The organism is Xanthobacter sp. ZOL 2024 (assembly GCF_052932325.1).
Map to the genome: position 1 here is coordinate 922859 of NZ_CM128808.1, position 19454 is coordinate 942312.

At 71.6% G+C, this 19454-nt stretch carries 16 protein-coding genes and 1 riboswitch; of the genes, 13 read left to right on the forward strand and 3 right to left on the reverse strand.

All coding sequences use genetic code 11. The annotated features are described in order from the left end of the window. The first annotated feature begins 169 nt into the window (after positions 1–169). The 10 genes from ACU4E7_RS04515 (at position 170) to cobD (ending at position 10527) form a co-directional block, all read left to right on the forward strand. Positions 170–1333 (forward strand): acyl-CoA dehydrogenase family protein, encoded by a 1164-nt coding sequence (locus tag ACU4E7_RS04515; protein WP_447020778.1) that lies wholly within the window; start codon positions 170–172, stop codon positions 1331–1333. Then, complete coding sequence (locus tag ACU4E7_RS04520) at positions 1333–2475, forward strand: CaiB/BaiF CoA transferase family protein (protein WP_447020779.1); 1143 nt, start codon at positions 1333–1335, stop codon at positions 2473–2475. The genes ACU4E7_RS04515 and ACU4E7_RS04520 overlap by 1 nt, the downstream gene beginning before the upstream one ends. After that, positions 2472–3371: an FAS1-like dehydratase domain-containing protein gene (locus tag ACU4E7_RS04525; protein ID WP_447020780.1), complete on the forward strand. Its 900-nt coding sequence runs from the start codon at positions 2472–2474 to the stop codon at positions 3369–3371. The genes ACU4E7_RS04520 and ACU4E7_RS04525 overlap by 4 nt, the downstream gene beginning before the upstream one ends. Further along, positions 3368–4189 carry an HpcH/HpaI aldolase/citrate lyase family protein gene (locus ACU4E7_RS04530; protein WP_447020781.1) on the forward strand — a complete coding sequence of 274 codons (822 nt, stop codon included), beginning with the start codon at positions 3368–3370 and terminating at the stop codon, positions 4187–4189. The genes ACU4E7_RS04525 and ACU4E7_RS04530 overlap by 4 nt, the downstream gene beginning before the upstream one ends. 95 nt (positions 4190–4284) lie before the next feature. Then, positions 4285–5226: a LysR family transcriptional regulator gene (locus ACU4E7_RS04535; protein ID WP_447020782.1), complete on the forward strand. Its 942-nt coding sequence runs from the start codon at positions 4285–4287 to the stop codon at positions 5224–5226. Between the two features lie 169 nt (positions 5227–5395). Further along, the gene (locus ACU4E7_RS04540) at positions 5396–5782 is read left to right on the forward strand and encodes a Zn-ribbon domain-containing OB-fold protein (protein WP_238123284.1); all 387 of its coding nucleotides are present in this window, start codon (positions 5396–5398) and stop codon (positions 5780–5782) included. Further along, complete coding sequence (locus ACU4E7_RS04545; protein ID WP_447020783.1) at positions 5782–6933, forward strand: thiolase; 1152 nt, start codon at positions 5782–5784, stop codon at positions 6931–6933. The genes ACU4E7_RS04540 and ACU4E7_RS04545 overlap by 1 nt, the downstream gene beginning before the upstream one ends. Before the next feature lie 88 nt (positions 6934–7021). Further along, the gene (locus ACU4E7_RS04550; protein WP_447020784.1) at positions 7022–8380 is read left to right on the forward strand and encodes an MmgE/PrpD family protein; all 1359 of its coding nucleotides are present in this window, start codon (positions 7022–7024) and stop codon (positions 8378–8380) included. A gap of 174 nt (positions 8381–8554) precedes the next feature. Beyond that, complete coding sequence (locus ACU4E7_RS04555; RefSeq protein ID WP_447020785.1) at positions 8555–9361, forward strand: bestrophin-like domain; 807 nt, start codon at positions 8555–8557, stop codon at positions 9359–9361. Positions 9362–9540: 179 nt separating this feature from the next. Continuing rightward, a complete protein-coding gene (cobD, locus tag ACU4E7_RS04560) occupies positions 9541–10527 on the forward strand; it encodes a threonine-phosphate decarboxylase CobD (protein WP_447020786.1) in 987 nt (328 codons plus the stop codon). Here cobD and ACU4E7_RS04565 read toward each other — a convergent pair. Genes ACU4E7_RS04565 through cobO form a run of 3 tightly spaced genes read right to left on the reverse strand, consistent with a single transcriptional unit; the run spans position 10453 to position 13466 of the window. Continuing rightward, complete coding sequence (locus ACU4E7_RS04565; RefSeq protein ID WP_447020787.1) at positions 10453–11958, reverse strand: cobyric acid synthase; 1506 nt, start codon at positions 11956–11958, stop codon at positions 10453–10455. The genes cobD and ACU4E7_RS04565 overlap by 75 nt on opposite strands. A gap of 9 nt (positions 11959–11967) precedes the next feature. Next, positions 11968–12858 (reverse strand): DUF1289 domain-containing protein, encoded by an 891-nt coding sequence (locus tag ACU4E7_RS04570; protein WP_447020788.1) that lies wholly within the window; start codon positions 12856–12858, stop codon positions 11968–11970. Next, positions 12858–13466: a cob(I)yrinic acid a,c-diamide adenosyltransferase gene (gene cobO, locus ACU4E7_RS04575; RefSeq protein WP_447020789.1), complete on the reverse strand. Its 609-nt coding sequence runs from the start codon at positions 13464–13466 to the stop codon at positions 12858–12860. Before cobO ends, ACU4E7_RS04570 begins: the two co-directional genes overlap by 1 nt. A 40-nt stretch (positions 13467–13506) precedes the next feature. Next, a riboswitch (cobalamin riboswitch) is annotated at positions 13507–13773 on the forward strand. Positions 13774–13862: 89 nt separating this feature from the next. Between cobO and cobW the strand changes: the two genes are divergently transcribed. The 3 genes from cobW to cobG are packed head-to-tail and all read left to right on the forward strand — an operon-like array spanning position 13863 to position 19452. Continuing rightward, complete coding sequence (gene cobW, locus ACU4E7_RS04580; RefSeq protein ID WP_447020790.1) at positions 13863–14918, forward strand: cobalamin biosynthesis protein CobW; 1056 nt, start codon at positions 13863–13865, stop codon at positions 14916–14918. Positions 14919–14920: 2 nt separating this feature from the next. Then, positions 14921–18253, forward strand: coding sequence for a cobaltochelatase subunit CobN (gene cobN, locus ACU4E7_RS04585; RefSeq protein WP_447020791.1), 3333 nt, complete (start codon positions 14921–14923; stop codon positions 18251–18253). Beyond that, the gene (gene cobG / locus ACU4E7_RS04590; RefSeq protein WP_447020792.1) at positions 18250–19452 is read left to right on the forward strand and encodes a precorrin-3B synthase; all 1203 of its coding nucleotides are present in this window, start codon (positions 18250–18252) and stop codon (positions 19450–19452) included. The genes cobN and cobG overlap by 4 nt, the downstream gene beginning before the upstream one ends. Positions 19453–19454: the final 2 nt, after the last annotated feature.

Sequence of the window (19454 nt, forward strand, 5' to 3'; positions counted from 1 at the left end):
TGGGCTAGAGCGTCCTGCTATAGGCCATAGGCAAAAGAATTATTCGATCTGTGGCAGGGACTGCCATAATCTATACTTTCTAATGCTCGAAATGCGCCCGCAAACATGAAGAATAAGAGAGCCCCCGCTGCGCTGCCGGGGCTCCCGCTCCTGGGTTGAGGAAGAGACGATGCAGACCATCGGCAGTGACCAGTATCAGGACATCCGCGACGCGGTGCGCGCCCTGTGCGCGGACTTTCCGGCGGAATACCACCGCAAGGTGGACGAGGCCCGCGGCTATCCCGAAGCCTTCGTCGATGCCCTGACCAAGGCCGGCTGGATGGCGGCACTGATCCCGGAGGCCTACGGCGGCTCGGGCCTCGGCCTCACGGAAGCCTCGGTGATCATGGAGGAGATCAACCGGGCGGGCGGCAATTCCGGCGCCTGCCACGGCCAGATGTACAACATGAACACCCTGGTGCGGCACGGCTCGGAGGCGCAGCGGCAGAAGTATCTGCCGAAGATCGCCGCCGGCGAGCTGCGTCTGCAGTCCATGGGCGTCACCGAGCCCACCACCGGCACCGACACCACTAAGATCAAGACCACCGCCGTGCGCAAGGGCGACCGCTACGTCATCAATGGGCAGAAGGTGTGGATCTCCCGCGTCCAGCACTCCGACCTGATGATCCTGCTCGCCCGCACCACGCCGCTGGCCGAGGTGAGGAAGAAGTCGGAAGGCCTCTCCATCTTCATCGTGGACATCAAGGAGGCCATGGGCGCCGGCATGGCGGTGCGGCCCATCCTCAACATGGTGAACCACGAGACCAACGAACTGTTCTTCGACAATCTTGAAATTCCTGCCGAAAACCTCATCGGCGAGGAAGGCCAGGGCTTCAAATACATCCTCACCGGGCTCAATGCCGAGCGCACGCTGATCGCGGCGGAATGCATCGGCGATGGCTATTGGTTCATCGACAAGGTGTCGGCCTATGCCAAGGAGCGCACCGTGTTCGGCCGTCCCATCGGCCAGAACCAGGGGGTGCAGTTCCCCATCGCCGAGGCCTTCATCGAGGTGGAGGCGGCCAACCTCATGCGCTTCGAGGCCTGCCGGCGCTATGATGCCCACCAGCCCTGCGGCACCCAGGCCAACATGGCGAAATACCTTGCCGCCAAGGCGTCCTGGGAGGCAGCCAACGCCTGCATCCAGTTCCACGGCGGCTTCGGCTTCGCCTGCGAGTATGACGTGGAGCGCAAGTTCCGCGAAACCCGCCTGTATCAGGTGGCCCCCATCTCCACCAACCTCATCCTGAGCTATGTGGCCGAGCACGTGCTCGGCCTGCCGAGGTCGTTCTGATGACGGCGCCCGCCCGCCTGCCGCTGGACGGCATCACGGTGGTGGCCATCGAGCAGGCGGTGGCCGCGCCCTTCGCCTCCGCCCGCCTCGCCGATGCCGGCGCCCGCGTCATCAAGATCGAGCGGGCGGAAGGGGATTTCGCCCGGGGCTATGACGATGTGGCCAAGGGCCAGGCGAGCTATTTCGTGTGGCTCAACCGCGGCAAGGAATCGGTGGTGGTGGATCTCACCACGCCCGATGGCAAGGCCGAGGTGGAACGCCTCCTCGCGCAGGCCGACGTGATGATCCAGAACCTGAAGCCGGGCGCCCTGGAGCGGCTGGGCCTCGGCCGGGAGCATCTGCGCACGGCCTTTCCCCGCCTCGTCATGTGCTCCATCTCCGGCTATGGCGACAAAGGTCCGCTCGCGGAGCGCAAGGCCTATGACCTTCTGGTGCAGGCCGAATCCGGCCTTGCCTCCATCACCGGCGGGCCGGAGAGCGCCTCGCGCGTGGGCATCTCCATCGTCGACATCGCCACCGGCGCCACCGCCTATGCCGCCATTCTCGAAGCGCTGATCGCCCGCGCGACCAGCGGCGAAGGGGCGGACATCCGCATTTCCATGTTCGACGTGATGGCCGATTGGCTCACCGTGCCCCTGCTGCACGCCGAGGCCGGCAAGAGCCCGGCGCGGGCCGGCCTCGCCCACCCCTCCATCGCCCCCTATGGGGTGTTCCAAACGGCGGACGGCGTGGAGATTCTCATCTCCATCCAGTCCGAGCGGGAATGGAAGACATTCGCCGAGAGGGTGCTCGCCGATGCCGCCCTCGCCGAGGATCCGCGCTTCTGCTCCAACGTGGCGCGGGTGGCCAACCGCACCGCCACCGACGCGGTGGTGGGCGCGGCCTTCGCCAGCCGCACGGCCGAAGACATGATCGCCCTGCTGCAGCGGGCGGATGTGGCCTTCGCGGCGGTGAACGACATGGCCGCCTTGTCGCGGCACCCGCACCTGCGGCGGATCACCGTGGAGACCCCGGCCGGCCCGGTCTCCTTCCCGGCGCCCGCCCCCATCGTCCAGGGGGCGCCGCGCGTCTATGGTCCGGTGCCGGCCATCGGCGCCCACGGGCCGCTGCCCGCCGCCGCGACAGGGAGCCCCACGCCATGACGCCCGCCAACGCCCCACTCGACATCGCCCCACTCGACATCGCCCACTTGCAATCCTGGATCGGTCGCACCGACACCGCCACCGAGGTGGCCACCGCCGATCTGGTGCGCCGTTTCCACGCCACCTTCGATGTGGAGCCTGGCGCGCCACAGCCCGGCGAGGCGGCGCCGCCCCTGCTGCATTGGTGCCTCACCCAGCCGGCCGCCCCCACCGGGCAGCTCGGCCCCGACGGGCACCCCATGCGCGGCGGCTTTCTGCCGCCGGTGCCCCTGCCCCGGCGCATGTGGGCCGGCGGCGACCTGCGCTTCGACGGCGCGATCGCGGTGGGCGACACCGTGCAGCGGCTGTCGCGGGTGGACGACGTGACGGTGAAGACAGGGCGCACCGGCACCTTGTGCTTCGTCACCGTGGCCCATGAGATCACCAGCGGCAGCCGCCTCGTCGTGCGGGAGCGGCAGGACATCGTCTATCGCGGCCTCGATCCGGCCCCCGGGACGGCGACGACACCCGAGACGGCTTCCGCCCCCAAACCGGCGCCGGTGGCCGCGCCCGCCGGCGCCCACCAGCGCGTGGTGGACCCGAGCCCGCCGCTGCTGTTCCGCTATTCGGCGCTCACCTTCAACGGCCACCGCATTCACTATGACCGCTCCTATGTCACGCAGGTGGAAGGCTATCCTGGCCTGATCGTGCACGGCCCGCTGCAGGCCACGCTGCTGCTGCGCTTCGCCAGCGAGATCCATGGCGCCGCGCCGGCCCGCTTCAGTTTCCGCGCCCTCTCGCCGCTGTTCGATACGGCGCCGGTGCAGTTGCACGCCGATGCCGACGGCACCAGCCTCAAGCTGTGGACCGCCCGGCCCGGCGGTCCGCTGGCCATGACGGCGGAGGCGCAGTGGTGATGTCCGTCGCCGATGCCGTGAGCTTCCTGTTCGTGCCGGCCCACCGGCCCGACCGCTTCGCCAAGGCGGCGGCGGCCGGTCCGGATGCCATCATCCTCGATCTTGAAGACGCCGTGCCCGAGGTGGCCAAGGCCGCGGCCCGCGCAGCACTCGAAACCGGCTTCAGCACCGGGCCGGTGCTGGTGCGCATCAATGCCGCCGGAACCCCCTGGCATGGGGACGACCTCGACGCCGTGCGGGCACTGCGCCCCACAGCGCTGATGCTGCCCAAGGCCGAGCAGGTGGACACCCTGGACACGGTCGCCGCGCAGGCGCCGGGCCTCCCCATCGTGGCGCTCATCGAGAGCGCCGCCGGCCTGGCCTCCGCCCGTGCCCTCGCCGCCCATCCGGCGGTGGCGCGCCTCGCCTTCGGTTCGGTGGATTTCTGCGCCGATCTCGGCTGCGCCCATATCCGCGAGGCCCTTGCCAGCGCCCGCGCCGAGCTGGTGCTGGCCGCCCGCCTGGCGGGCCGGCCCGGCCCCATCGACGGCGTCACCACCGCCATCGCCAATGCCGCGCAGGTGACCGACGATGCGCGCCACGCGCGCGCCCTGGGCTTCACCGGCAAGCTCGCCATCCATCCCCAGCAGATCGCACCACTCAATGCCGGCTTCCGGCCCACGGATGACGAGATCGCCTGGGCCCGCAAAGTGCTGGCTTCCGGCGACGGCGCCGCGGCGGTCGACGGCGCCATGGTGGACGCGCCGGTGCGCGCCCGCGCCCGCACCGTCCTCGCCCGGGCCGGGAGCCCGGTCGGCGCCCCATCACGTTCCGCCTAGCGGTTTTTATGACCCAGAAAGACGCAGCATCCCTTCCCTCCCCGGCGCGATTGTGCACCATAAGGCTGCATCGCTCCCACGCGCAGGATTCGAGGGTGGACCTTCGTCAGCTCCGCTATTTCATCGCCATCATCGAACGCGGCTCCTTTTCCAAGGCGGCGGCGGCGCTGAACGTGGCGCAGCCCGCCCTCAGCCTGCACGTGCGGAACATGGAGGCGGAGCTCAATGCACAGCTGCTGTTCCGCAGCGCGAAAGGCGTGGTGGCCACCGAGGCGGGCGAAACCCTGCTGCGGCATGCCCGGCTCATCATCGACCAGCTGGCCACCGCCGAAACGGAGATCCGCCGGCACGACGAGGCGCCCGCGGGCGAGGTGCGCCTCGGCCTGCCGGGCACCATCAGCGAAATCCTCTCCGTGCCGCTCATCATGGCGGCCCGGGCGCGCTATCCGGCCATCAAGCTGCGCATCGCCGAGGCCATGAGCGGCTTCGTGCTGCAGTGGCTGCGCGAAGGCCATGTGGACCTCGCCCTTCTCTATGGCGCGGCGCCGGATGCGACGCTGGTCTCCCAGCACATGCTGAGCGAAACCCTCTACCTGCTCAGCCCGTCGCACCCGCCGGAGGGGCTCCGCCTGCCCGGCGGCGCCACGCTGGCCTACCGGCAGGTGGCCGCGCTGCCCCTCATTCTGCCCAGCCTGAGCCACGGGCTGCGGGCGCAGCTGGAGCACGAGGCGGCCGCCATCGGCGTCACCCTGAACACCATTCTCGAGGTGGATTCCTACAACAATATCAAGCGCCTGGTGGAAAATGGCGTGGGCTGCTCCATTCTGCCCTACACCGCCATAGCCCGCGAGGTGGATGAGGGGCGCCTGCGCTTCCGGGCCATCGGCAAGCCCGTCCTGAAGCGCACCGTGCACCTCGCCCGCGCCGCCACCCGCCCCATGACCAACGCCGTCGCCGCCATCGAGGCGCTGAGCCGCGAGACCCTGCTGGCCCTGGCTCTGGACGGCCGCTGGAGCGGCGCGGAGCCGGCTGCATGAGCGGCGCATGAGCCCCGCCCTGCCGGCCCGCCCGCCGGGGTGATCCCGCAATCCCCTCCCCGCCCGAGGGTGGGAGGGTTCGCCGCCACGGCCTTTTCCGCGCCCCGCGCGGGCGAGGCCCCAACGCCACAGGCGCGACGGCTGCCGCCAGTCGCGCAGGATGAGAGCCATGACACACACACCAACCGACGCGGCCGGGCCGCAGGCGACCTACGAGGCCTTTCTGCGATCCGGCCGCTTCATGATCCAGCGGTCCCGGTCCACCGGCGAATACGTCTTCTATCCCAAGGTGGTGGCGCCCTCGGGCGCGACCGATCTGGAGTGGCAGGCCCCCTCCGGCCTCGGCAGCGTCTATGCGCTGACCGTCAACCGCGACAAGGCCGGCAGCTACAACATTGCCCTGGTGGAGCTCGATGAGGGGGTGCGGATGATCAGCACCATCATCGGCGTGGAGAGCGTGCCGGTGGGCACCCGCGTCAAGGCCGAGATCGAGGGCACGGGCGATGCCGCCCGTGTGGTGTTCCGCCCGCTCGCGGGCGCTGAGGAGGCACGCTGATGAGCCGCGATTACCGAGGCAAGGCCGCCATCGTCGGCATGGCCACCGCCGGCGTGGGCGAAGCGCCCGGCTTCAGCGCCATCGAGCTTCTGGGCCTCGCCGCGGTGGCGGCGCTGCGCGATGCGGGCCTGTCCACCCGCGATGTGGATGCGGTGTTCGCCGCCACCTCCAGCCACGCCTTCCCCACCATGAGCGTGGTGGAGCACCTGGGCCTCAAGCCCCGCTTCTTCGGCGGCACCAACGTGGGCGGCGCCAGCTTCGAGTTCCACCTGCTGCAGGCCACCATGGCGCTGGAAGCCGGGCTGTGTGACGTGGCGCTGATCTGCTACGGCTCCAACCAGCGCACCGCCGGCGGCAAGCTCGCCTCCATGAGCGAGGCGCAGTGGCACGAGGTGCCCTACCGCACCCGCCATCCCATCACCGCTTATGCCCTCGCCACCAGCCGGCACATGGCGCAATACGGCACCACCCGGGAAAACCTCGCCGACGTGGCGGTGGCCGCCCGCGCCTGGGCCAATCTGAACCCCGATGCCTTCGCCCGCGGCCCGCTGACCCGCGAGGACGTGCTGGCCAAGCGGATGATCTCCGATCCCCTGACCACCGGCGACTGCTGCCTGGTCACCGACGGCGCCGCCGCCTGCGTGCTGGTGCGCGCCGAACGCGCCAAGGATCTGCATGATCGCCCGGTGTATTTCCTCGGTGCCGGCGGGGCCAACTGGCATCGCTCCATTCAGGCCATGCCCGATCTCACCGTCACCCCGGCGGCGGAATCCGGCCCGCGGGCGCTGGAGATGGCCAAGGTGGCGCGGGCCGATCTCGATCTGGTGATGGTCTATGACGCCTTCACCATCAACACCATCCTGTTCCTGGAGGACCTCGGCTTCTGCCCGAAGGGCGAAGGCGGGCGGTTCGTGTCCGACGGCAACATCCTGCCGGGCGGCCGGCTGGCGGTGAACACCAATGGCGGCGGCCTGTCCTGCGTGCATCCGGGCATGTACGGCATGTTCCTGATCGCCGAGGCGGTGGCGCAGATCCGCGGCGAGGCCGGCGAGCGGCAGATCCAGGACTGCAACCTCGCCCTGTGCCACGGCAACGGCGTCACCCTGTCCGCCCAGTGCACCGCCATCCTCGGCTCGGAAGCCGCCCTGTAGCGCGCATCCCGCACCCGCGCCCCCATGGCACCCCGACGGTGACGGCGCGGGTGCCGTGGACCCTCCCCCACAAGAGGCGTGAAAGCCCATGACGGAAACGACCCTCACCCTTGCCCGCTTCGTCGCCGACCTCGCCGCCGCCGACCTGCCGCCGGCAGTTCCGGCCCGCGCCCGCGACCTCACCATCGATCTCGTCGGCAGCATCATCCGCGCCGGGCGCGAGGCGGATTCCAGCCCATCCCTGTTCGCCATGCTGCGGCGCCTGGGCCTTGATACCCCCGGTGATGCCACGGTGTTCGGCGCCGATCGCGGCTATACGCCGGCGGTGGCGGCGCTGCTGAACGGCGCGCTCGGCCACTCCCTCGACTTCGACGACACCCATGCGGACAGCTCCCTGCACCCGAGCGCGCCCGTGGTGCCGGCGGCGCTGGCGGCGGCGCAGATGACCGGAGCCTCCGGCCGCGACCTGCTCACCGCCATCGTCGCCGGCTATGAAGTGTGCTGCCGGCTGGGCAATGCCCTCGATCCCACGCGCCATTACGCCCGCGGATTCCACCCCACCGCCACGGCGGGCACGTTCGGTGCGGCGGCCGCCGCCGGCAAGCTGCTCGGCCTCGATGCGGCGGGCATTGCCTGCGCCTTTGGCGTGGCGGGCTCGCAGGCCGCCGGCTCCCTGCAATTCCTGGTCAACGGCGCCTGGAACAAGCGCTGGCAGGTGGGCGCTGCCGCCATGAACGGTCTGATAGCGGCCACCCTGGCTGCCGAGGGCTTCCGTGGCGCCAGCGCCGCCATCGAGGGCCCCCACGGCTTCCTCCACGCCTATACCGACGACCCCCGGCCGGAACTGGCGGTGGCCGATCTCGGCCGCGTGTGGGAAACCATGAAGATCGGCGTCAAGCCCTATCCCGCCTGCCGCTACACCCATGCCGCCGTCGACGGCCTGCTCGCCCTGCGGCGGGAGGCGGGCCTTTCGCCCGACGACATCCTGGCGGTGCGCATCGGCCTGCACCGCAATGGCGTGACGCTCACCGGCGCGCCGCTGGAGGAGAAGCAGCACCCGCGCAACATCGTCGACGGCCAGTTCTCCATGCCGTTCGCCGCCGCCGTCGCGCTCCATCGCGGGCGGTTCGGCTGGGACGACTATGCCCTTATCGGCGATGCCGCCATCGAGGCCACCGCGGCGCGGGTGGAGGTGCACCGCGACGCCCGCCTGGAGGGGCTGCGTCACCCCTTCGGCGCCCATATCAGCCTGCGCACCACCAAGGGCGACATGGAGCGCCACATGGCCGATCCCTCCGGCGAGCCGGAGACCTTCCCCAGCGACGAGGTCATCGCCGACAAGTTCATGACCCTGGCGTCGCCGGTTCTGGAGAATGCGGCCGCGTCCCTGCTGGACCGGCTCGGCCGCCTGGAAGAGGTGGCCGACATGCGCCGGCTCGCCGGCTGAGCCGCCACCGATGCGGCATCGAAGGACCTGAGAGACAACGGCTCCCCCTGCCCCTGGGGCCGCCACGCATCGCCGGCGCTGGACCCCGCACAATAGTGGTGGTGCCCGCCGGCGATTTCAATTATGGGCGGCAATCCGGCGGCATTTCGCGGCGTCGGATCCGGGGACTCCATCATGGTCTGGGCGCTGGCGATTGCCGAACGCAGTGTATTGGCTTTCGGTCTTATCCTCTTCATCGTGCAAAATGTGGCCCATGCGGCGGGCTTCTGGCTGGGCCAGCGCCATCGCGCCGAGCAGGTCAGCCACGAGGCCGTCGGCGTAGTGGTCGGCGGCATGCTCGGGCTATTGGCCTTCGTGCTGGCGCTCACCCTCTCCTTCGCCAACGGGCGCTTCAACGATCATCGGCAAGGCAGCCTCGCCGAGGCAAATGCCATGTCCACCACCTGGCTGCGGGCCAAGGCCATCGGCACGCCGGAAGCCGAGGCCATCGCCACGCTGGTGGAGGACTATGCGCGGGTCCGCGCCGATTTCGTCGCCGCCGGCCGCGACCAGGCCACCATCGACACCATCAACCAGCGCACCACCGCATTGCAGAACCAGATCTGGGCACAGGTGTCCCTCATCGTGCGCGCCCAGGCCAATCCGGTCACCACCTCACTGATGACCGCGGCCGGCGACATGTTCGATGCCACCACCAAAGAGCGCTTCGCATTCAGCGTCACCCTGCCGCCGCAGCTGTTCTGGCTGCTCATCGGCATGACGTTGCTGAGCATGGCCTGCCTCGGCTACCAGTTCGGCCTCAAGAACCGGGCGTCCCACATTCTCATCCTGCTGCTGACCCTGATGTGGACCTGGGTCATCGTCGAGATCCTCGATCTCGCCTCGGCGCGCGTGGGCGCCATCCGCACCGGCACCGCCGTGTACGAATGGACCATCGAGGGCTTCGAGCCGACGCCCGTTCCCCCGGCGCCCGCGCGCTGAACGCCGACACGTGCGGCCGCGGTATTGCGGCGATGGCACCGGCGGCGCGGGTTGAGACGCCGGCAGCAGGCTGTTATCCCTCGCCCGGAACCGGGCCCGCCGCGGCACATGCCATGGCGGGCGACCGGTGCATTGGCGCGCGGGCGGCGTGATCGCGGGTGTTCTCGACAATGACGGCAATGCGGGATCACGGCGGCGATCTTGACCGCGCCCTGGCGCTCCATGGGGCCGGCGACTGGCTGGACCTGTCCACCGGCATCAACCCGGTGGCCTATCCGCTGCCGCCCCTGCCCGCCTCGGCCTGGACCGCCCTGCCGGCGCAGGAGGCCCGCAAGGCGCTCGAGGCCACCGCCCAGGCGGCCTTTGGCGCCGCCGCACCGGTGCTCGCCGTGGCCGGTGCCCAGGCCGCCATCCAACTGATGCCGCAGCTTGTCCCACCCGGGCGCGCCCGGGTGCTGGGCCCCACCTACAACGAGCACGCCGCCGCCCTCGCGGCCATGGGCTGGACGGTGGACACGGTGGCGACCGCGGAGGCGCTCGCCGGCGCCGATCTGGCGGTCATCGTCAATCCCAACAATCCCGACGGCCGCCGCATGATGCCCGAGGCGCTGATGGGGCTGGCGCCCCAGGTGGGGCTGCTGGTGGTGGACGAGAGCTTTGCCGATCCCGAACCGGATCTGTCGATCCTGCCCCATCTGGGGCCGGCGCCGGCCAACATCCTCGTGCTGCGCTCGTTCGGCAAGTTCTTTGGCCTTGCCGGAGTGCGCCTGGGCTTCGCGGTGGGCGCGCCCCATCTGGTGGAGCGCCTGCGGCGCCTTGCCGGCCCCTGGCCGGTGAGCGGCCCGGCCCTGGTCATCGGCCAGGCGGCGCTGGCCGATCGGCGCTGGCAGCAGGACACCCGGAGCCGACTGGCGGCGGATGCCCGCCGGCTCGATGGGCTGGCCGCCGCCGCCGGCTGGCGCCTCATCGGCGGCACGGCTCTGTTTCGCACCTACGACACCGGCGATGCCGCCGCCGCGCAGGCACGCCTGGCGCAGGGCCGGGTGTGGTCGCGCATCTTCCCGTGGTCGCGGGGCTGGCTCCGGCTCGGCCTAGCCGGCAGCGCCGGGCAGTGGCGACAATTGGAACGCGCCTTCGCCCCCATCGGCCGGCGCGCGGGCGAGTGACAGCAGGCCCGGCACGTCCAGATGCCGCTCCAGATGCTCCGCCAGGGCATCGAGCGTCGCTTCGAGGGTGGCCTCATAGCCGAGATCGGACACCCCTCCGAGGCCGCTGAGGAATGCGGCGCGAAAAGCGTCGTCGCGAAACATGCCGTGCAGATAGCTGCCGGCCACCCGCTGATCGGCGCTGATCGCGCCTTCCGAAATGCCCGCCACATGGGCGAAGGGCCGGGCCCGGTCAGGCCCATCGGTGCGGCCCATGTGGATCTCATACCCCGCGAACGGCAGGCCGGTGGGCCCATGCACCGCCTCCACCTCGGCCAGGCGCTTGTCGGTGCTCATCACCGTATCCACGTCCAGCAGGCCGAGGCCGGGGTCGATTCCCGGCGGCCCTTCCACCCCCTCGGGGTCGGCAACGGTGCGGCCGAGCATCTGGTAGCCGCCGCAGATGCCGAGCACCCGGCCGCCCCGGCGCCAATGGGCCATCAGGTCCACATCCCAGCCCTGGGCGCGCAGGAAAGCGAGATCGCCGCGCGTGGATTTGGTGCCCGGCACGATCACCAGATCGGCGTCGCCGGGGAGCGCCGCGCCGGCGCCCAAGAGGGTCAGCCGCACGCCGGGTTCCTGCGCCAACGGGTCGAGATCATCGAAATTGGCGATGCGCGACAGGGCGAGGCACACCACGTGCAGCCCCGCGGCGCGGCGGGGCGCGGCGAGATCCTGGGCATCCTCGGCGGGCAGCTTCCAGGCGTCCGGAAACCAGGGGCACACGCCGAAGCCGCGCCAGCCGGTGCGCGCGGCGATCATGGCATAGCCGGCGTCGAACAGGCGGGGATCGCCGCGGAACTTGTTGATGAGGAACCCCGCCACCAGGGCCCCATCCTGCGGCGCCATCACCACCTGGGTGCCGACGATCTGGGCGATCACCCCGCCACGGTCGATGTCGCCGGCCAGCACCACCGGCACCTGCGCCGCCTGGGCGAAGCCCATGTTGGCGATGTCGCCCGGGCGCAGATTGACCTCCGCCGGGCTGCCCGCGCCCTCGACGATCACCAGGTCATGGGCCGCGCCGAGGCGATGGAAGCTCTCCAGAACCGGCGCCAGCAGGCTGGCCTTCAGCTTGAAATAGTCGCGCGCCCCGGCGGTGGCCAGGCGCCGGCCCTGCACGATGACCTGCGCGCCCACCTCGCTCTGCGGCTTGAGCAGCACCGGGTTCATGTCGCTGTGGGGGGCGAGGCCGCAGGCGCGCGCCTGCAGCGCCTGGGCGCGGCCGATCTCGCCCCCGTCGGCGGTCACCGCGGCATTATTGGACATGTTCTGCGGCTTGAACGGCGCCACCGAGAGGCCCCGCCGCCGCGCCGCCCGGCACAGCCCGGCCACCAGCAGGGACTTGCCCACATTGGAGCCGGTGCCCTGGATCATCAGCGCGCGTGCCATGGCGCCGCCTCAGGCCGGATGAAACAAAGCGGCGAGCAGATAGCCCTTCGGCAGCGGCAGGCCGGTCGCCCCCGCCTCGCCCTGCGCCAGCAGATCGGGCAGCAGATGGGTGTGCGGCCCCTCCGGTGAACGACCATCCGGCGGCGGGATCACCGCATCGATCTCGGCCCGCAGGCAGGGTGTCTCCACCACGCGCACCGGGCTGTGTTCCACCACCGCCGCGCCGATGCGCGCCAGGTCCTGCGGCCAGGGCGTGCCGCAGTGCGCCGCAATGCGCGGCGCCAGCGCCGGCGCGCAGCGGATGGAAAAGCGCACGCCCCGGCGCCCCAGCCCCACATCGAACAGCAGGCCATCGGCATCGCGCGCCAGCAGCGCCTGCGGATCGGTGCCGAGGGCCGTCAGGGTGGTGGGGCCGGCGGCATCGGCGCGGCCGGTGGGCACCGCCAGCGCGATCAGTGGCGCGCGCCCTTCGCGCGCGATCTCGAAGGCGGTGAGGAAGGCCGGCGCCTCCACCCGCAGGGCCGCCCGGCGGGTGCGCACGGTGAGGGTGTCCGCCTCGCGCACCCGCTCGAAGGGTTCATCGGGCTCCCGCAGCACCTCGGCGACGGCGCCGGGCACGCCCACCACGAAGGTGCCCGCGGCGGTCGCGAAGCGCGTCTCGATGGCATCCAGCAGGCTGGCGCCGCGCCACGGCAGCCGGCGCATCTGCAGGCCGAGCGTGCGGGCGCGGGCCGGCAGCGCCGCCCAGATCCGCTGGCGCTCGGCCTCGTCGGCGCCGCCCCATGCGGCGATCTCCGCACCAGTCCGCGCGCAGCCGGTGCAATAGCCGGTGGCCGGATCAATGCCGCAGGCGCCGATGCACGGGCTCGCCGGGCGGGGCTTTTCCACATTGATGGTCATCAGAACTCCACCCCCGGCTGCGCCATCACCCCGTCGCGGAACGGATGCTTCACCAGCGTCATCTCCGTCACCAGATCGGCCGCCGCGATCACCTCCGGCGGCGCATTGCGGCCGGTCAGGCAGACATGGGTCATGGCCGGCTTCTGCGTCGTCAGGAAGTCCACCACGCTCGCCACGTCGAGATAGCCATAGCGCAGGGCGATGTTGATCTCGTCCAGAAGCACGAAGCGGATCTGCGGATCAAGGATCTGCGCCTGCGCCAACTGCCAGCCGCGCTGCGCCGCCGCCACGTCGCGGTCGCGGTCCTGGGTCTCCCAGGTGAAGCCCTCGCCGCTGACGAAGAACCGGCATTCCCGGGCGAACCGCTCGCGCAGCAGGGTCTTTTCGCCGGTCTCCCGATCCCCCTTGATGAACTGCACCACCGCGCACGGCATGCCATGGGCGATCGCCCGCAGGATCATGCCGAAGCCCGAGGACGACTTGCCCTTGCCGGCGCCGGTGTGGACGATGATGAGGCCCTTCTTCCGGGTCTTCGACTTCATCATCTCGTCCCGCGCCGCCTTGACGACCTTCATCTTGGCATTGTGGCGGGCGGTCAGCTCATCCATGGGGCAGATCCTTCTTGCTTGACAGAGTCGGCCGTTCGGGCACATTTCCCGCGAAGCTGGTGTCTGTGTAAACAGATGAAAAGGGAATGCGCCAGGCTCTTCGGCGCGTGAGCATGCTGCCCACGCGCCTGCCCAAGCGCAGCCGCCCCCGCGACCGTGACCGGAGAGGTCGCCCAACGCCACTGGTTCGCGCCGGGAAGGCAGGGTGACCGCCAGAGCCGCCCGCGCCGACCGCCCCCGGGCGGATCGTGTGGTGCGTCCTCTGACTTCCGCAAGCCGGGAGACCTGCCAGCCCGACAGACGGAACCGGACGGGGTGCGCCGGTGTCGGGAGGGCTTAAGGTCAAGCCACCCGCCATGCGCCCCCCGAACCATCAGGATGGGACGCAGGCGCACCATGGCCACTCTCGAAAAGCTGCCCGTGACGGTGATCACGGGCTTTCTGGGCGCGGGCAAGACCACCGTCATCAGCCACCTCATGCGCAACGCCGCCGGCAAGCGGCTGGCGGTGGTGGTGAACGAGTTCGGCGACGTGGGCGTCGATGGCGAGATCCTCAAGGGCTGCGCCCTGCCGGACTGCCCGGAGCAGAACATCATCGAGCTGGCCAACGGCTGCATCTGCTGCACCGTCGCCGATGAGTTCATCCCCACCATCGAGGCGCTGATGGCGCTCGATCCGCGGCCGGACCACATCCTCATCGAAACCTCCGGCCTCGCCCTGCCCAAGCCGCTGGTGAAGGCCTTCGACTGGCCGGACATCCGCTCGCGCATCACCGTCGACGGGGTGATCGCCCTCGCCGATGCGGAGGCGGTGGCCGCCGGCCGCTTCGCCCCGGACGTCGCCGCCGTGGACCGCCAGCGCGAGGCCGATGCCAGCATCGACCATGAGACGCCCTTGAGCGAGGTGTTCGAGGACCAGATCGCCTGCGCCGACATCGTGCTGCTGACCAAGGCGGACCTCGCCGGCGCCGCCGGCGTCGCTCAGGCAAAGGCGGTGATCCAGGCCGAGGCGCCGCGCCCGCTGCCCATCGTCGAGGTGGTCGACGGGGTGGTGGATCCGCGCATCATCCTCGGCCTCGGCGCCGCCGCCGAGGATGACCTCGCCGCCCGCCCCAGCCACCATGACGGTGCCGGCGACCACCACCACGACGATTTCGACAGCGTGGTTATCGAGGTGCCGGAGCTGGCCGATCCGGCCGAGCTCGCCGCCCGCATCGTCACCCTGGCCGATACCCAGAACATCCTGCGGGTAAAAGGCTATGCGGCGGTGGCCGGCAAGCCCATGCGGCTGCTGGTGCAGGCGGTGGGCGCCCGGGTGCGCCATCAATACGACCGGCCGTGGGGGCCGCAGGAGGCCCGCCACGGCCGCCTGGTGGTGATCGCCGAGCACGACGACATCGATCCCAAGGCCATTGCCGCCGTGCTCGCGCCACAGGTGGAAGCGGCCGAATAGGCATGCACATCGTCTTCCGCGAGAGCCACGGACTGGAGGAGACCGACACGCCGACCGACCTGGGGCAGAGCCCGGCGGATCTGGTGGTGCTGTCGTTCTCCGATTCCGATCTCGGCGCCTTCGCCGCCGGCTGGCGGCGCGGTGGCGGCGCGGGCGGGGCCATGCCCAGCCTGCGGCTGGCCAATATCGGCGCGCTGCGCCATCCCCTGTCGGTGGATACCTATATCGAGCGCACCCTCGGCGCCGCCAGAGGCATCCTGATCCGCCTCATCGGCGGCGCCTCCTACTGGCCCTACGGCCTCGGCCAGATCGAGGCGCTGGCCCGCGCCAAGGGCATCGCCCTGGCGGTGCTGCCGGCGGACGGGCGCCCGGATCCGCGGCTCGATGCCGCCTCCACCCTGCCCCACTCCACCCTGCGACGGCTGGCCGAGCTGTGCGATGCCGGCGGCGCGGTCGCCGCCCAGGCCGCCCTGGCGCAATTGGCTTTGGCGGCGGGCCTTTACGCCGCCCCGGTGCCGGGCGCGAAGGCCGTGCCCACCGTCGGCCTGTGGACCCCGGAGACGGGGGTGACCGATCCCGTCCGGCCGCCCGCTGCCGCCCCGGGCGACGCCCTGCCGCTGGTGCTGGTGGTGTTCTACCGGGCCTATCTGGTGGCCGCCGATCTCGCCCCCATCGAGGCCCTGTTCGCGGCGCTGCGGGCGCGCGGCTTCCGGGTGCTGGGGTTGTTCGCGCCGTCGCTGAAGGCGCCCGACGCCGCCGATGTCCTGACCGCCCGGGTGGCCGCCCTCAAGCCCGTCGCCATCGTCAACGCCACCGCCTTCTCGGGGCGCGGCCAAAGCCAGCGACAGGACGAGGGGCAGGACGAGGGACAGGGGTCCGCCTCGCCGCTGGACGCCGCCGGGGTCCCGGTCTTCCAGGTGGCCCTCGCCACATCGAGCCGGGCCGCCTGGGCGCCGGCCGCGCGCGGGCTGTCGCCGGCCGATCTCGCCATGCACGTGGTGCTGCCGGAGGTGGATGGCCGCCTGTTCGCCGGCGTCGTCTCCTTCAAGGCCGAGGCGGAACGCGACCCCGCTCTGGAATTCTCGCGCACCATCCACGCCCCCGCCCTGGACCGCATCGCCGCCGTCGCCGACCGGGTGCGGCGCTGGCATGAACTGGCCGCCACGCCGGCGCCGCATCGGCGGCTGGCGCTGGTGCTGTCCACCTATCCCGGGCGCGACTGGGACCTCGCCCACGCGGTGGGGCTCGATGCCCTCGCCTCCGCCGAGGCAATCCTCGCGGATCTCGCCGCCGCGGGCTACGACACCGCCAGCGGCGCACCGCTCGCCACCGTTCTGGGCCGCGCGCGCATCATGTGGCCCATGGCCGCCTATCGCGCCGCCCTCGCCCGGCTTCCCGAGGCCCTGCGGGCCGATCTCGACTCAAGTTGGGGCCCGCCCGAGCACGACCCGGACGCCAGCGCGGACGGCTTCGCCTTCGCCGCCGTGGCGCGCGGGCGGATGCTGGTGGCCCTGCAGCCGGAACGGGGCCTCCCGGCGCAGCGCGATGGCGAGTATCACGACCTGTCGCGCACCCCGCGCCACGCCTATGTGGCCTTCTATCTGTGGCTGCGGGCCACGGTGGACGGGCTGGTGCACGTGGGCGCCCATGGCACGCTGGAATGGCTGCCGGGCAAGGCGGTGGGCCTGTCGGACACGTGCTGGCCGGAGGCCCTGGTGGGCGACCTGCCGGTGGTCTATCCGTTCATCGTCAACGATCCGGGCGAGGCGGCCCAGGCCAAGCGCCGCATCGGCGCCATCACCCTCGGCCACGTGCCGCCGCCGCTGTGCCCCTCCGGCACCCCCACCCGCCTCGCCCGGCTGGAGGCGCTGCTGGATGAATTCTCCAATGCCGACGGGCTCGATCCCAAGCGGCGCGGACGGCTGATCGAGGCCATCCGCGACGAGGCCCAGGCGCAGGGCATCGAGGGCGATCTGGGCCTCGATGCCGGCATCAGCCCCCATGAGGCGGTGACGCGGATCGACCGGTTCGTCTGCGACGTCAAGGACAGCCAGTTCGGCGATGGCCTGCATGTGTGGGGCCGCGCGCCGACCGGCGACGACCCGCTCGGCCTTGGGGCCTCGGCCGCCGCCGAGAAACAGGCGCTGCTCGACGCCCTCGACGGCCGGCGGATCGAGCCGGGGCCGGCCGGCTCGCCCTATCGCGGCCGGCGCGACGTGCTGCCCACCGGGCGCAACCTCTACACCACCGATCCGCGCGCGGTGCCGACGCGGGCGGCCTATGCCCAGGGGGTGCGGCTGGCCGAAGAGCTGGTGCGCCGCCATCTGCAGGACGAAGGCGACTGGCCGCGCACCCTCATGGTGGATCTGTGGGGCTCCGCCACCATGCGCACCGCCGGCGAGGATTTCGCCATGGCCCTGGCGCTGATGGGCGTGCGCCCCCTGTGGGACAACGGATCGGAGCGGGTGAGCGGCATCGAGGTGCTGGCTCCGGCCGAGCTGGCGCGCCCGCGCATCGACGTCACCCTGCGCATCTCCGGCCTGTTCCGCGATGTCTTCCCGAGCCTTTCGGCCCTGTTCCAGCAGGCGGTGCGGGCGCTGGCGGCGCGCGACGACGAGGCCGGCTGGAACCCCTATGCGGGCGATGCCGCGGCCCGGGTCTACGGCCCGGCGCCGGGGGCCTTCGGGCTGGGGTTGGGCGAGAGCCTCACCGACTATTCCGAAGCCGGCCGCCGCGCCGCCGCCGAGGCGTGGCTCGCCGCCAGCGCCTATGCCCACGATGGCGACGGCGCCCGGAAGGACGATGCCGGCCTGCGCGCCCGGGTGGCCGGCGCCGATGCCTTCGTGCACCCGCAGGACCTGCCGGAGAGCGACCTGCTGCTGGCGCAGGATTACGCCAGCCACGAGGCCGGCTTTGCCGCCGCCCGCGACATCGCCGGTGGCCACGCCGCAGTCTATCATCTCGACAACACCCGCCCCGAACAGCCCCGCGCCCGCCCCCTGCAGGAGGAGATCGCGCGGGTGGTGCGCGCCCGCGCCGCCCATCCCCAATGGATCGCGGGCATGCGGCGCCACGGCTTCCGCGGCGCCGCCGAGATCGCCGCCACCCTGGAGAACATGGCGGCGTTCGCCCATCTCGCCCATTGCGTGCCCTCCCACCTGTTCGACCTCTATTGGGATGCGACCCTCGGCGACAGCGAAGTGCAGCGCTTCCTGGAGGAGGAGAACCCGCAGGCGCTGGCGGCCATGCGCGCCCGCTTCGCCGCGCTCGATGCCGCCGGCCTGTGGTCGTCGCGCCGCAATTCCATCCGCGCCGCGCTGGAGGCGCAGCCATGAGCGCGCCCATAAACGCCCCCGCCGTGAAAGGCTGGTGCCCCGGCGCGCACCGGCCCATGATGTCAGCCGAAGGGCTGGTGGTGCGCATTCGCCCGCCCCGGGGCGAGCTGACGGCGCACCAGGCATCCGGCCTCGCCGCGCTGGCCACCGCCTATGGCCATGGCACGGTGGAGCTGACCAATCGCGCCAACCTGCAGATCAGGGGCGTCGCCGAGGCGCATCACGCACCGCTGATCGAGGGGCTGGATGGGCTGGAGCTGCTGGATGCCGATGCGGACGCCGAGCGCCATCGCAACATCGTCATCGACCCGTTCCGGCCGCTGGGCGACGACCGGCAGACGGTGTGCGCGGAACACCTCGCCGCGCAGCTGCGGGCACAGGCCGCCGGCGATGCCGACCTCGCCCGCCTGCCCTCCAAGTTCGGCTTCGTCATCGACGCCGGCCCCCGGCGGCAACTGGCCGAGGTGAGCGGCGATATCCGCATCGAGGCGGCCGCCGGCGCGCTCCTGGTGCGCGCCGACGCCATGGCCACCGGCCGCATCGCCCGCGATGGAGAAGACGCGGTGCGGCTGGCGCTGGAGCTGGCCCGCTGGTTCGTCGCCTCGGGCGGCGTCGGCGCCGATGGCCGCGGCCGCATGCGCGCCCATCTGGCCGCTGGCGCCCAGCCTCCAGACGCCTGCTGTGGCGCGGCCCAACCCAATCCGGCGGCACCACGGCCCCAGCCGGGCCCGAGGGACGGCGGGCTGAACGTGGCCGTCGCCTTCGGCCAGCTCGACGCCGCCGATCTCGCCCGCCTCGCCGCCACCGGCGCGCCGGTGCTGCGCATCACGCCCTACCGCATGATCCATCTGCCCGGTGTCAGCACCTGCGCGCTCGCTGGCGGCTCCCTGATCCTCGCCGGCGACGACCCGCTGCTGCGGGTGGTGGCCTGCACCGGCGCGCCCGGCTGCCCCCAGGCCAGCGTCACCACCCGCGACCTCGCCCGGGCGATCGCACCGCTCCTGATGCCGGGCCTGCCGGCGGGCGCCACCGCCCATGTCTCCGGCTGCGCCAAGGGCTGCGCCCTGCCCGCCCCGGCGGCGCTGACGCTGGTTGGCCGCGACGGCCGTTTCGACCTCATCTCCCACGGCCCCCCCTGGAGCGAGCCCGCCCGTCGCGGCCTCACCCCCGGCGCGGTGCTCTCGATCCTCGGCGGTTGACC

Excerpts from the sequence above, each read along its gene's own strand:
- ACU4E7_RS04515 (WP_447020778.1), top strand. The coding sequence starts at position 170 with ATGCAGACCATCGGCAGTGACCAGTATCAGGACATCCGCGACGCGGTG.
- ACU4E7_RS04545 (WP_447020783.1), top strand. The coding sequence starts at position 5,782 with ATGAGCCGCGATTACCGAGGCAAGGCCGCCATCGTCGGCATGGCCACC.
- ACU4E7_RS04520 (WP_447020779.1), top strand. The coding sequence starts at position 1,333 with ATGACGGCGCCCGCCCGCCTGCCGCTGGACGGCATCACGGTGGTGGCC.
- cobD (WP_447020786.1), top strand. The coding sequence starts at position 9,541 with ATGCGGGATCACGGCGGCGATCTTGACCGCGCCCTGGCGCTCCATGGG.
- cobN (WP_447020791.1), top strand. The coding sequence starts at position 14,921 with ATGCACATCGTCTTCCGCGAGAGCCACGGACTGGAGGAGACCGACACG.
- cobG (WP_447020792.1), top strand. The coding sequence starts at position 18,250 with ATGAGCGCGCCCATAAACGCCCCCGCCGTGAAAGGCTGGTGCCCCGGC.
- cobO (WP_447020789.1), bottom strand. The coding sequence starts at position 13,466 with ATGGATGAGCTGACCGCCCGCCACAATGCCAAGATGAAGGTCGTCAAG.
- ACU4E7_RS04525 (WP_447020780.1), top strand. The coding sequence starts at position 2,472 with ATGACGCCCGCCAACGCCCCACTCGACATCGCCCCACTCGACATCGCC.
- ACU4E7_RS04565 (WP_447020787.1), bottom strand. The coding sequence starts at position 11,958 with ATGGCACGCGCGCTGATGATCCAGGGCACCGGCTCCAATGTGGGCAAG.
- cobW (WP_447020790.1), top strand. The coding sequence starts at position 13,863 with ATGGCCACTCTCGAAAAGCTGCCCGTGACGGTGATCACGGGCTTTCTG.
- ACU4E7_RS04555 (WP_447020785.1), top strand. The coding sequence starts at position 8,555 with ATGGTCTGGGCGCTGGCGATTGCCGAACGCAGTGTATTGGCTTTCGGT.
- ACU4E7_RS04570 (WP_447020788.1), bottom strand. The coding sequence starts at position 12,858 with ATGACCATCAATGTGGAAAAGCCCCGCCCGGCGAGCCCGTGCATCGGC.
- ACU4E7_RS04540 (WP_238123284.1), top strand. The coding sequence starts at position 5,396 with ATGACACACACACCAACCGACGCGGCCGGGCCGCAGGCGACCTACGAG.
- ACU4E7_RS04550 (WP_447020784.1), top strand. The coding sequence starts at position 7,022 with ATGACGGAAACGACCCTCACCCTTGCCCGCTTCGTCGCCGACCTCGCC.